Genomic DNA, 12546 nt, shown 5'->3' with positions numbered 1-12546 from the left:
TTGAGTCACCGCCGCCGCCCGGCGACGCCGACGTACCGTGTTCCCCAAGCGACTGGAAAGGGGCAGCGACAGATGCCCGAGCAGAGCAGCCCGCTCGACGTGGCCGAGGGCGATCCCTTCGGTCCGCACAATCTTCCGTACGGCGTGTTCTCCACCCCCGGACACCCCGAGGACCGAAGGGTGGGGGTCCGTATCGGCTCACACGTGCTGGACGCCGGAGCAGCGGCGCACGCACTCGGCTCCCCGTACGCCGGACTGCTGGCGCAGCCGAGCCTGATGCCGCTGCTGGCGGCGGGGCGCACCGCGTGGCGCGACGTGCGCCGGGCACTGACGGCGTGGGTGACGGTCCCGTCCCACCGCCCGGACCTGGAACCGCTGCTGCACCCGCTGGACGCGGTGGTCCTGCACCTGCCGTACGAGGTCGCGGACTACGTCGACTTCTACGCCAGCGAGCACCACGCCACCAACGTGGGGAGGATCTTCCGTCCCGACGGGGCGGCCCTCACCCCCAACTGGAAACACCTGCCGATCGGTTACCACGGGCGGGCCGGCACGGTCGTCGTCTCCGGCACGGAGGTGGCGCGCCCCTGCGGGCAGCGCAAGGCACCGTCCGACCCCGCCCCCGTCTTCGGCCCCTCGGTGAAGCTGGACATCGAGGCCGAGGTGGGCTTCGTCGTGGGCGTCCCCTCGGAGCAGGGCTCCCCCGTGGCGCTCGGTGACTTCCGCGAGCACGTCTTCGGGCTCTGCCTGCTCAACGACTGGTCGGCGCGGGACATCCAGGCCTGGGAGTACGTGCCGCTGGGCCCGTTCCTCGGCAAGTCCTTCGCCACCTCCGTGTCGGCGTGGGTGACCCCGCTGGAGGCCCTGGACGCGGCCCGCACGGCGCCGCCCGCCCGGGACACCGGGCTGCTCCCCTATCTGGACGACGCGGACGACGAGGAACCGGGCGGCTTCGACATCCGGATCTCGGTGGAGATCAACGGGCAGACCGTCTCCGAGCCGCCGTTCTCCTCCATGTACTGGACGGCGGCCCAGCAGCTCGCGCAGATGACGGTGAACGGTGCCTCGCTGCGCACGGGCGATCTGTACGGCTCCGGCACCGTCAGCGGTGCGGAACCGGGGCAGCGCGGCTCCCTGCTGGAACTCACGTGGAACGGCCGCGACCCGCTGGACCTGGCCGAGGGCAAGCGGACGTTCCTGGAGGACGGGGACACGGTCACCCTGACCGCCTGGGCGCCCGGACCGCACGGCACACGGGTCGGCCTCGGCGAGGTCACCGGACGGATCACGGCCTCGCCGTGAACGCCGCCGCGCCCACGCTCCCCGAGGAACTGCTGCTGCTCGCCCTGGATCCCGTACGCGGCAAGCCGTACTGCCGCGGCCGGTTCCTGGAGTACGGCATCGCCGGGGCCGTCCTGGCGGAGCTGGAGCTCCAGGGGAGGATCGCCGAGGAGCGCGGCCGCGTGGTGGTCGTCGATCCGCTGGAACCGCCGGATCCGCTGCTCGCGGTGTTCCTGCGGAGCCTTCCGCCGCCGGGAAAGAGCAGATTCGGCTCGGGAGGGCCGGCCGGACGCTGGGTGCGGCGGTCGGCGCGGCAGGCCGAAGGCATGTACCTGGAGGCCCTGGTGGAGCGCGGTGTCCTGCGTAGGGAGACCCGGCGCTTCCTCGGCCTGTTCCCGTTCCACCGCCACCCGGCGGGCCCCGCCTCCCCGGCGCAGGAGGTGCGGCAGCGTTTCGAGGAGTCCCGTGCGGCGGGGTTCCCCGACCGCCGGAGCAGGCTGCTCGCGGCGCTGGCCGCCGCGGTGGAACTGCCGTCGATGGTGAAGCAGGGCGACCGCCGCACACGCGCGGCGGCGCGGGCCCTGGCCCGCGAGGAGTGGCCCGCACTGGCCGTGCACCGCAATGTGAGCCAGGACAAGGCGGCCCGGACCGGGGGCGGGGACGGCGGCGGGGGCGGCGACTGACGCCCTCTGGGGGGGGCGGTGGTCAACGGCGCGTGACTCGCTCACACGTCTGAGCGGCCGTGCCCGGTTCTCGCCGGATACGCTGGACCGGCCCGCGAGAATCCTTCGTATGGGAGCACTGATGAGCATCGAACCCGAGGCCCCCGAGCCGCGGTGGGCGGTTCCGCCCGTGGGCGGCTGGACCGCCGATGACCTGGACACACTCCCGAATCTGCCTCCGCACACGGAGCTGATCGACGGGAGCCTGGTTTTCGTGAGTCCGCAGACGTTGTTCCATTCACGGGCGGTCGACTTCTTCAATTGGCAGCTTCAGTCACTGGCGCCGCCCGAGCTGGAGGTCGTGCGCGAGTTCACCATCGACATCGACCGCTTCAACCGGCCCGAGCCCGATGTGATCGTCGTGGACGGCGAGATCATCCAGGACCCGGACCAGACCCGCTTTCCCGCCGAGTCCGTGCGGCTGGCCATCGAGGTCGTCTCCCCGGAGTCCCGGTCACGGGACCGGGAGACGAAGCCGGTGAAGTACGCCCGGGTGAAGATCCCCCACTTCTGGCGAGTGGAGAACCACGACGGCCGTGCCGTGGTCTACGTCTTCGAGCTGGAGCCTGCTACCGGCGCCTACACCTCCACCGGGATCTTCCACGACCGGATGAAGGTGTCCGTCCCCTTCGAGGCCGATCTCGACCTCACGGCCATCACCCCGCGCCGCCGGGCGGTGGACCCCCGATAACGCCCGCGGCGCCCCGGCTCACTCGAACTCGGGCGGCTCCTCGTCCCAGCCGAATTCCGGGTCCGTGTCCTGGACGGCGGGCCGGGCCGCCGGGACCGGGGTCCGCGTGGGCGGCACGGGCGCGGGGGCCGCTTCCGGTGCGGGGGCCGCTTCCGCCTCCGGGGCGGTGGCGGGGGCCGTGTCCCCCAGTCCCGCCAGCACCTCCAGCACCCCCTCGCCGTACGTCGCCAGCTTCTTCTCGCCGAGTCCGCTGATCCCGCCCAGCTCCGCCAGGGATCCGGGGCGCAGGGCGGCGATCTCCCGCAGCGTCGCGTCATGGAAGATCACGTACGCCGGGAGGCCCAGCTCCTTCGCCTGGGCGCCGCGCCAGGCGCGCAGCGCCTCGAAGACCGGGACGGCCTCGGCCGGGAGATCGGCCACGGCCGCCGCCGACTTGGCCTTGCGCTCGCCCGCACCGCCGGACCGGGCCGTGGGCCGCTTCGGCTCCTTGCGGAGCTGCACCTCGCGCTTCCGTCCGAGCACGGAGCCGCTCTCCTCGGTCAGCACCAGCGTGCCGTACTCCCCCTCGACGGCGAGCAGTCCCTGGGCCAGCAACTGGCGTACCACGCCCCGCCATTCCGCCTCGGTCAGTTCCTCGCCGATGCCGAAGACCGAGAGCTGGTCGTGGTCGAACTGGATGACCTTCGCGGTCCTGCGGCCCAGCAGGATGTCGATGATCTGGCCGGCCCCGAACTTCTGGTTGCGCTCCCGCTTCAGCCGGACCACGGTGGAGAGCAGCTTCTGGCTGACCTCCGTGCCGTCCCAGGTCTCGGGCGGGGTGAGGCAGGTGTCGCAGTTGCCGCAGGACTGCGCGCCGGGCTCCTGGCCGAAGTACGTCAGGAGCTGGGCGCGGCGGCACTGCACGGTCTCGCAGAGCGCCAGCATCGAGTCGAGGTGCGAGGCGGCCCGGCGCCGGAAGGCCTCGTCGCCCTCACCGCCCTGGATCAGCTTGCGCTGCTGGACGACGTCCTGGAGCCCGTACGCCATCCAGGCCGTGGAGGGTGCCCCGTCACGTCCGGCACGGCCGGTCTCCTGGTAGTAGCCCTCGACGGACTTGGGCAGATCGAGGTGGGCGACGAAACGCACGTCGGGCTTGTCGATGCCCATGCCGAACGCAATGGTCGCGACGACGACCAGGCCCTCCTCGCGCAGGAAGCGGGACTGGTGGGCGGCGCGCGTCCCGGCGTCCAGGCCCGCGTGGTAGGGCACGGCCTCGATGCCGTTGCGGCAGAGGTATTCGGCGGTCTTCTCCGTCGAATTGCGCGAGAGGCAGTAGACGATGCCCGCGTCGCCCGCGTGCTCCTCCTTGAGGAAGGTGAGCAGCTGCTTCTTCGGGTCGGACTTCCCCACGATGCGGTACTGGATGTTGGGCCGGTCGAAGCTGGCCACGAAGTGCCGGGCGTCGGGCATGCCCAGGCGCTGGGTGATCTCCCGGTGCGTGGCGTCGGTCGCCGTGGCCGTCAGCGCGATACGGGGCACGTCGGGCCAGCGCTCGCCCAGCACGGACAGGGCCAGGTAGTCGGGGCGGAAGTCGTGGCCCCACTGGGCGACGCAGTGCGCCTCGTCGATGGCGAAGACGGAGATCTCCCCGCGGGCCAGCAGCGCGAGGGTGGAGTCCAGGCGCAGCCGCTCGGGGGCCAGATACAGCACGTCGAGCTCACCGGCGACGAACTGGGCCTCCATCGAGCGGCGCTCGTCGAAGTCCTGCGTGGAGTTCATGAAGCCCGCGCGGACACCGAGCGCCCGCAGGGCGTCCACCTGGTCCTGCATGAGCGCGATCAGCGGGGAGATCACGATGCCGGTACCGGGCCTGACCAGGGCGGGGATCTGGTAGCAGAGGGACTTGCCACCGCCGGTGGGCATGAGCACGACCGCGTCGCCGCCCCCGACGACATGCTCGATCACCGCGCCCTGCTCACCGCGGAACGCCTCGTACCCGAACACCCGGTGCAGCGTCTGCTGCGCAGCGCTCTCGGTCGTCACACTCATGGTCGCGCCCGTCCGTCCGTTTCTCTGTCCAACCGCCCCGGTCCACCATAGGCGCCGCCTACGACAACGCCGGACGGCCTTGACTTTCCAAGGCCGTCCGGCGTCGCAGCGCGGTCACACCGTCACCGCACGAACACTCCCGCCTGGCTCGCCAGGTCCAGGAAGTACTGCGGGGCCAGGCCGAGGACCAGGGTCACGGCGACTCCGACAGCGATCGTGGTCATCGTCAGCGGGGACGGGACGGCGACCGTCGGGCCGTCCGCCTTCGGCTCGCTGAAGAACATCAGGACGATGACCCGGACGTAGAAGAACGCCGCGATGGCCGACGAGATCACACCGACCACGACGAGCCCGCTCGCGCCGCCGTCCGCCGCCGCCTTGAAGACGGCGAACTTGCCGGAGAAGCCCGAGGTGAGCGGGATACCGGCGAAGGACAGCAGGAACACCGCGAAGACCGCCGCGGTCAGCGGCGAGCGGCGGCCGAGGCCGGCCCACTTCGACAGATGGGTCGCCTCACCGCCCGCGTCCCGGACCAGGGTGACGACGGCGAAGGCGCCGACGGTCACGAAGGAGTACACCCCGAGGTAGAAGAGGACCGAGGAGACGCCTTCCGGGCTGGCCGCGATGACACCGGCGAGGATGAAGCCCGCGTGCGCGATCGAGGAGTAGGCCAGGAGCCGCTTGATGTCGGTCTGGGTGATCGCGACGATCGCACCGCCCAGCATCGTGACGATCGCGACCCCCCACATGACGGGGCGGAGGTCCCAGGTGAGACCGGGCAGCACCACGTACAGCAGGCGCAGGAGCGCGCCGAAGGCGGCGACCTTCGTGGCCGCGGCCATGAAGCCGGTGACCGGGGTCGGGGCTCCCTGGTAGACGTCCGGGGTCCACATGTGGAACGGGACCGCGCCGACCTTGAAGAGCAGGCCCATGAGGATCATCGCCCCGCCGATCAGCAGCAGCGCGTCGTTGCCCATGGTGCCGGCGAGGGCCGGGTCGATCTGCTGGACGCTGCCGTCGACGACGTCGGCGATGCCGGCGTACGAGACGGTGCCCGCGTAACCGTAGAGCAGGGCGATCCCGAAGAGCAGGAAGGCCGAGGAGAAGGCGCCGAGCAGGAAGTACTTCACGGCGGCTTCCTGTGACATCAGCCGCTTGCGGCGGGCGAGGGCGCACAGGAGGTAGAGCGGGAGGGAGAAGACCTCAAGTGCGACGAAGAGCGTCAGGAGGTCGTTGGCCGCGGGGAAGACCAGCATGCCCGCCACGGAGAAGAGGGCCAGCGGGAAGACCTCGGTCGTGGTGAACCCGGCCTTGACCGCCGCCTTCTCCCCGTCGCTGCCGGGCACCGAACCGGCCTGGGCGGCGAAGGAGTCCACGCGGTTGCCGTGCGAGGCCGGATCGAGGCGCCGCTCGGCGAACGTGAAGACCGAGACCATGGAGACGAGCAGGATGGTGCCCTGGAGGAACAGGGCGGGCCCGTCGACGGCGACGGCGCCCATCGCGGCGATGTTCGCGTGCTCCCCGGCGTAGCCGTCGGCGGCGAGGCCCACCACCGCGGCGAACGCGGCGGCGATCACGCCGACCGTCAGGAACACCTGGGTGGTGTAGCGGGCCCGTCGCGGGACGAAGGCCTCCACCAGGATCCCGAGGACGGCGGCGCCGACCACGATCAGGACGGGCGCCAGTTGGACGTACTCGATGGCCGGAACGGTGAACGTGTCGCCCGGGGCGGCCGATGTCACCCCGCCCGCCGTGGTCCACGGACCGTGGACAGCTGTTGCGCTCACTTGGCGGCCTCCACCTCGGGCTGGGGGTCCTTCTTCTGTACGTCGTGCATGGTGTGCTGGACCGCCGGGTTGACGACGTCGGTGACCGGCTTCGGGAAGACGCCCAGGAGGATCAGCAGGGCGATCAGCGGAAGGGCCACCGCCAGCTCGCGGACCCTGAGGTCGGGCATCCCCCCGATCCCCTCCCTGACCGGCCCCGTCATCGTCCGCTGGTAGAGGACCAGGACGTAGAGCGCGGCGAGCACGATGCCCGTGGTGGCGATGACGCCGGCCACCGGGTAGGCGCTGAACACACCGACGAGGACCAGGAACTCACTGACGAACGGTGCGAGGCCCGGCAGCGAGAGGGTGGCCAGACCGCCGATGAGGAAGGTCCCCGCCAGGACGGGCGCCACCTTCTGCACCCCGCCGTAGTCGGCGATGAGCCGCGAACCCCGCCGGGTGATCAGGAATCCGGCGACCAGCATCAGTGCGGCCGTCGAGAGACCGTGGTTGACCATGTAGAGCGTGGCGCCCGACTGGCCCTGGCTGGTCATCGCGAAGATGCCGAGCACGATGAAGCCGAAGTGCGAGATCGACGCGTAGGCGATGAGCCGCTTGATGTCGCGCTGGCCGACCGCCAGCAGGGCGCCGTACACGATGGAGATCAGCGCCAGGACGATGATCACCGGCGTCGCCCACGTGCTGGCCTCCGGGAAGAGCTGGAGGCAGAAGCGGAGCATCGCGAAGGTGCCGACCTTGTCGACGACCGCGGTGATCAGGACGGCCACCGGGGTGGTCGCCTCCCCCATGGCGTTCGGCAGCCAGGTGTGCAGCGGCCACAGCGGGGCCTTCACCGCGAAGGCGAAGAAGAACCCGAGGAACAGCCACCGCTCGGTGGAGGTCGCCATGTCCAGCGACCCGTCGGCCCGGGCCGCGGCGATCTCGGAGAGCGAGAAGCTCCCCGCGACCACGTAGAGCCCGATGACGGCGGCCAGCATGATGAGCCCGCCGGCCAGGTTGTAGAGGAGGAACTTCACCGCGGCGTAGCTGCGCTGCGCCGCCGCGTTCTCCTCGGTGCCCGGGTGCGCCCGGTCCCCGAAGCCGCCGATGAGGAAGTACATCGGGATGAGCATGGCTTCGAAGAGGATGTAGAAGAGGAAGACGTCGGTGGCCACGAAGGACAGGATCACCATCGCTTCGACCATCAGGATCAGGGCGAAGAAGCCCTGGGTCGGCCGCCAGCGGGAGGTGGTCTCCCCGTGGGGGTCCGCGTCGTGCCAGGCCGCCAGGACGACGAAGGGGATCAGCAGCGCGGTGAGCGCCAGGAGCGCCACCCCGATGCCGTCGACACCCAGTTCGTACCGGACGCCGAAGTCCTTGATCCAGGCGTGGGACTCGGTCAGCTGGTAGCGGTCGCCGCCCGGTTCGAAGCGGGCGAACACGATGCCCGCCAGGACGAGGGTCGCCAGCGAGACGGTCAGGGCGAGCCACTTGGCCGCCGTGCGCCGGGCGGCCGGTACGGCGGCGGTGGCGATCGCGCCGATCGCCGGGAGCGCCGCCGTCGCTGTCAGGAGGGGAAAGGACATGGGATCAGACCGCCCTCATCAGCAGGGTGGCGGCGATGAGGACCGCCGCACCGCCGAACATCGAGACCGCGTAGGAGCGGGCATAGCCGTTCTGCAGCTTGCGCAGCCGGCCGGAGAGCCCGCCCATCGTCGCGGCCGTGCCGTTGACGACGCCGTCGACCAGGGTGTGGTCGACGTAGACCAGGGAGCGGGTGAGGTGTTCACCGCCGCGCACCAGGACCACGTGGTTGAAGTCGTCCTGGAGGAGGTCCCGGCGGGCCGCCCTGGTGAGCAGCGAGCCGCGCGGGGCGACTGCGGGCACGGGCCTGCGCCCGTACATGGCCCAGGCGATGGCGGCACCGATGACGAGCACCACCATGGTGGCGGCGGTGACGGTGGCCGCGCTGACCGGGGCGTGTCCGTGGTCGTGTCCGGTGACGGGCTCCAGCCAGTGCATGAACCGGTCGCCGATGGAGAAGAAGCCTCCGGCGAAGACCGACCCGAAGGCCAGCACGATCATCGGGACCGTCATCGACTTCGGTGACTCGTGCGGGTGCGGCTCGTGGCCCTCGGCGTCCGGCTGCCAGCGCTTCTCGCCGAAGAACGTCAGCAGCATCACGCGCGTCATGTAGAACGCGGTGATCCCGGCGCCCAGCAACGTGACGCAGCCGAGGATCCAGCCCTGGGTACCGCCCTTGGCGAAGGCCGCCTCGATGATCATGTCCTTGGAGAAGAAGCCGGACAGACCGGGGAAGCCGATGATCGCGAGGTAGCCGAGGCCGAAGGTGACGAAGGTGACCGGCATGTACTTCCTGAGGCCGCCGTACTTGCGCATGTCGACCTCGTCGTTCATGCCGTGCATGACCGAGCCCGCACCGAGGAAGAGCCCGGCCTTGAAGAAGCCGTGCGTCACGAGGTGCATGATCGCGAAGACGTAGCCGACGGGGCCGAGGCCCGCGGCGAGGATCATGTAGCCGATCTGCGACATCGTCGACCCGGCGAGGGCCTTCTTGATGTCGTCCTTCGCACAACCGACGACCGCACCGAAGAGGAGCGTGACGGCGCCGACGATCACGACGGCCAGCTGCGCGTCAGGGGCCGCGTCGAAGATCGCACCGGAGCGGACGATGAGGTAGACGCCCGCGGTCACCATGGTGGCGGCGTGGATCAGGGCCGAGACCGGGGTCGGGCCCTCCATCGCGTCACCGAGCCAGGACTGCAACGGCACCTGGGCCGACTTGCCGCAGGCGGCGAGGAGCAGCATCAGGCCGATCGCGGTGAGCTTGCCCTCGCTCGTGTCCCCCGTCGCTCCGAGCACAGGGCCGAAGGCGAACGTCCCGAACGTGGTGAACATCAGCATGATCGCGATGGACAGGCCCATGTCGCCGACCCGGTTGACCAGGAAGGCCTTCTTGGCGGCGGTGGCCGCGCTGGGCTTGTGCTGCCAGAAGCCGATGAGCAGGTACGACGCCAGGCCGACGCCTTCCCATCCGACGTACAGCAGCAGGTAGTTGTCGGCGATGACCAGGACGAGCATCGCGGCGAGGAACAGGTTCAGATAGCCGAAGAAGCGGCGGCGGCGCTCGTCGTGCTCCATGTAGCCGATGGAGTAGATGTGGATCAGCGTGCCCACACCCGTGATCAGCAGGACGAACGTCATCGACAACTGGTCCAGCTGGAAGGCCACATCGGCCTGGAACCCCTCGACGGGGATCCAGCTGAACAGGTGCTGGTGCAGGGCGCGGTCCTCGGCGCCCTTGCCGAGCATGCCGGTGAACAGCACGACGCCGATGACGAACGACGCGGCGGCGAGCACCGTGCCGATCCAGTGTCCGGCCCGGTCGAGCCGGCGGCCGCCGCAGAGCAGGACCGCCGCTCCGAGCAGGGGCGCCGCGACCAGCAGCGCAATCAGGTTTTCCACGATTCCGACCCCTTAGAGCTTCATCAGGCTGGCGTCGTCGACCGAGGCCGAGTGGCGGGAGCGGAAGAGCGACACGATGATCGCGAGCCCGATGACGACCTCCGCGGCGGCGACGACCATCGTGAAGAAGGCGATGATCTGGCCGTCGAGATTGCCGTGGATCCGGGAGAACGCGACGAGCGCGAGGTTGCAGGCGTTCAGCATCAGCTCGATGCACATGAACACCACGATCGCGTTCCGCCTGATCAGCACGCCGGAGGCACCGATCGTGAACAAAAGGGCCGCGAGGTAGAGGTAGTTGACCGGATTCACTTGGCGACCTCCTCCTCTTCTTCCGCGTGGTCACGGGCTGGTTCGCCGGCCCGGGCCGGTTCGCCGGCCCGGCCGAGCCGCTCCTCGGAGCGCTGTTCCAGCGCCCTGAGGCCGGCGAGCGACGTGCCGGACACGTCCCGGATCTGTCCGCGCTGCCGCAGCGTCTGCATGACGGTGAGCTCGGACGGGGTGCCGTCCGGGAGCAGTCCCGCGATGTCCACGGCGTTGTGCCTGGCGTAGACACCGGGGGCCGGCAGCGGCGGCACATGGCCGCTGCGCACCCGCTCCCGGGAGAGCTCACGCTGGGTCCTGGCGCGCTCGGTGCGCTCGCGGTGCGTGAGCAGCATCGCGCCGACGGTCGCCGTGATCAGCAGGGCGCCGGTGATCTCGAACGCGAAGACGTACTTGGTGAAGATGAGGTTGGCGAGGCCCTCGACGTTCCCGCCGTGCCGGGCGTTCGCCGTCCCCAGGCCGTTGAAGGTCTTCAGCGACGCCTGCCCGATGCCGGCGATCAGCAGGATGCCGAAGCCGAGTCCGCAGGCGGCGGCCAGCCAGCGCTGGCCCGAAAGCGTCTCCTTCAGCGAGTCCGCCGCGGTGACACCGACGAGCATGACCACGAAGAGGAACAGCATCATGATGGCGCCGGTGTAGACGACGACCTGGACGATGCCCAGGAAGTAGGCGCCGTTGGCGAGGTAGAAGACCGCCAGCACGATCATGGTGCCGGCGAGCGACAGTGCGCTGTGCACCGCCTTCTTCATCAGGACGGTGGCGAGTGCGCCGATCACGGCGACGGTGCCGAGGATCCAGAACTGGACGGCCTCGCCCGTCGAGGTGGCGGTGGCCGCCGCGGCCAGGGTGGAGGTCATGCGTCCACCTCCTTGTCCGCTTCTCCCTTGGAGACGGCCCTCTGGCGCTCCGTACCGGGAGCCGCCTCGGTCACCAGGCCGCGGTAGTAGTCCTGTTCGTCCATGCCGGGGAAGATCGCGTGCGGGCTGTCGACCATGCCTTCCTCAAGCCCTGCAAGCAGCTCGTCCTTGGTGTAGATGAGGCTCTCGCGGGTGGTGTTGGCGAGCTCGAACTCGTTGGTCATGGTCAGTGCCCGGGTGGGGCACGCCTCGATGCAGAGTCCGCAGAGGATGCAGCGCGCGTAGTTGATCTGGTAGACGCGGCCGTAGCGCTCGCCCGGGGAGTAGCGCTCCTCGTCCGTGTTGTCCGCGCCCTCGACGTAGATGGCGTCCGCCGGGCACGCCCAGGCGCAGAGCTCGCAGCCGACGCACTTCTCCAGCCCGTCGGGGTGACGGTTGAGCTGGTGCCGGCCGTGGAAGCGCGGCGCCGTCACCTTCTGCGTCTCCGGGTACTGCTCGGTCAGCCGCTTCTTGAACATGGCCTTGAAGGTCACGCCGAAGCCGGCCACAGGATTCTGGAACTTCTCCCCTGAGGGTTCCGATGACTCAGACACTGTCGGCCTCCCTTCCGTCACTCGAACTTCCGGCACCCGCCTGATCGTCGCTCCGGGTGTCCGGCCCGCCACTGGCGACGAGCTCCCGCTCGCGTCGTGGGGTGCGGCGCGGCACCGGCGGCAGGCTCTGGCCGGGCAGCGGCGGCACGGGGAATCCGCCCGCCATCGGGTCGAACGCCGGCTCCGGTCCGGCCGCCTCCTCGGCGGCCTTGGCCTTGCGGTCGCGGAAGACGTCGGCGACGAAGGAGAGCAGCAGGACCGCGATCACCGCTCCGGCGACGTACAGCAGGATCTTCGAGTAGTCGTAGCCCTCGTTGTTCAGCGCCCTGACCGTGGCGACCAGCATCAGCCAGACCACGGAGACCGGGATGAGGACCTTCCAGCCGAGCTTCATCAGCTGGTCGTAGCGGACGCGCGGGAGCGTGCCGCGCAGCCAGATGAAGAAGAACAGCAGCAGCTGCACCTTGACCACGAACCAGAGCAGCGGCCACCAGCCGTGGTTGGCGCCCTCCCAGAAGGTGCTGATCGGCCAGGGGGCCCGCCAGCCGCCGAGGAACAGCGTCGTGGCGACGGCCGAGACGGTCACCATGTTGACGTACTCGGCGAGCATGAACATCGCGAACTTGATCGACGAGTACTCGGTGTTGAAGCCGCCCACCAGGTCGCCCTCGGACTCCGGCATGTCGAAGGGGGCGCGGTTGGTCTCGCCCACCATCGTGACGATGTAGAGGATGAAGGAGACCGGCAGCAGCAGGATGTACCAGCGGTCGGTCTGCCCCTCCACGATCGTCGACG

The 12546-nt window shown here is 70.0% G+C and carries 11 protein-coding genes; 3 read left to right on the top strand and 8 right to left on the bottom strand.

All coding sequences use genetic code 11. The features are described from left to right. Nucleotides 1-72 precede the first annotated feature (72 nt). The 3 genes from fahA (at nt 73) to VN520_RS07545 (ending at nt 2694) form a co-directional block, all read left to right on the top strand. Entirely contained in the window at nt 73-1302 is a 1230-nt protein-coding gene (gene fahA / locus VN520_RS07555) for a fumarylacetoacetase (RefSeq protein WP_325746079.1), read from the top strand. Beyond that, a complete protein-coding gene (locus VN520_RS07550) occupies nt 1299-1964 on the top strand; it encodes a GOLPH3/VPS74 family protein (RefSeq protein WP_325746078.1) in 666 nt (221 codons plus the stop codon). The genes fahA and VN520_RS07550 overlap by 4 nt, the downstream gene beginning before the upstream one ends. A 121-nt stretch (nt 1965-2085) precedes the next feature. Then, on the top strand, nt 2086-2694 hold the full coding sequence (locus VN520_RS07545) for a Uma2 family endonuclease (RefSeq protein WP_325746077.1): 609 nt from the start codon (nt 2086-2088) through the stop codon (nt 2692-2694). An 18-nt stretch (nt 2695-2712) separates the two neighbouring features. Here the strand turns inward: VN520_RS07545 and recQ are convergent, their stop codons facing one another. From recQ to VN520_RS07505, 8 genes are all read right to left on the bottom strand, one after another. Further along, complete coding sequence (gene recQ, locus VN520_RS07540) at nt 2713-4722, bottom strand: DNA helicase RecQ (protein WP_325746076.1); 2010 nt, start codon at nt 4720-4722, stop codon at nt 2713-2715. 122 nt (nt 4723-4844) lie between these two features. After that, nucleotides 4845-6509, bottom strand: coding sequence for an NADH-quinone oxidoreductase subunit NuoN (gene nuoN / locus VN520_RS07535; protein WP_325746075.1), 1665 nt, complete (start codon nt 6507-6509; stop codon nt 4845-4847). Then, a complete protein-coding gene (locus VN520_RS07530) occupies nt 6506-8077 on the bottom strand; it encodes an NADH-quinone oxidoreductase subunit M (protein ID WP_325746074.1) in 1572 nt (523 codons plus the stop codon). The genes nuoN and VN520_RS07530 overlap by 4 nt, the downstream gene beginning before the upstream one ends. Before the next feature lie 4 nt (nt 8078-8081). Beyond that, nucleotides 8082-9977 carry an NADH-quinone oxidoreductase subunit L gene (gene nuoL / locus VN520_RS07525; protein ID WP_325746073.1) on the bottom strand — a complete coding sequence of 632 codons (1896 nt, stop codon included), beginning with the start codon at nt 9975-9977 and terminating at the stop codon, nt 8082-8084. Nucleotides 9978-9989: 12 nt separating this feature from the next. Then, entirely contained in the window at nt 9990-10289 is a 300-nt protein-coding gene (nuoK, locus tag VN520_RS07520; RefSeq protein WP_325746072.1) for an NADH-quinone oxidoreductase subunit NuoK, read from the bottom strand. Further along, a complete protein-coding gene (locus VN520_RS07515) occupies nt 10286-11158 on the bottom strand; it encodes an NADH-quinone oxidoreductase subunit J (protein WP_325746071.1) in 873 nt (290 codons plus the stop codon). Before VN520_RS07515 ends, nuoK begins: the two co-directional genes overlap by 4 nt. After that, complete coding sequence (nuoI, locus tag VN520_RS07510) at nt 11155-11751, bottom strand: NADH-quinone oxidoreductase subunit NuoI (protein ID WP_325746070.1); 597 nt, start codon at nt 11749-11751, stop codon at nt 11155-11157. The genes VN520_RS07515 and nuoI overlap by 4 nt, the downstream gene beginning before the upstream one ends. After that, on the bottom strand, nt 11744-12546 hold an 803-nt coding region (locus VN520_RS07505), incomplete at its 5' end, for a complex I subunit 1/NuoH family protein (protein ID WP_325746069.1). The genes VN520_RS07505 and nuoI, both read right to left, overlap by 8 nt.

It is taken from the genome of Streptomyces sp. (assembly GCF_035563135.1).
In the GTDB taxonomy this organism is placed as follows: domain Bacteria; phylum Actinomycetota; class Actinomycetes; order Streptomycetales; family Streptomycetaceae; genus Streptomyces.
This window is presented reverse-complemented; position numbering and strand designations above follow the sequence as displayed.

Excerpts from the sequence above, each read along its gene's own strand:
- fahA (WP_325746079.1), top strand. The coding sequence starts at position 73 with ATGCCCGAGCAGAGCAGCCCGCTCGACGTGGCCGAGGGCGATCCCTTC.
- VN520_RS07515 (WP_325746071.1), bottom strand. The coding sequence starts at position 11,158 with ATGACCTCCACCCTGGCCGCGGCGGCCACCGCCACCTCGACGGGCGAG.
- VN520_RS07545 (WP_325746077.1), top strand. The coding sequence starts at position 2,086 with ATGAGCATCGAACCCGAGGCCCCCGAGCCGCGGTGGGCGGTTCCGCCC.
- recQ (WP_325746076.1), bottom strand. The coding sequence starts at position 4,722 with ATGAGTGTGACGACCGAGAGCGCTGCGCAGCAGACGCTGCACCGGGTG.
- VN520_RS07530 (WP_325746074.1), bottom strand. The coding sequence starts at position 8,077 with ATGTCCTTTCCCCTCCTGACAGCGACGGCGGCGCTCCCGGCGATCGGC.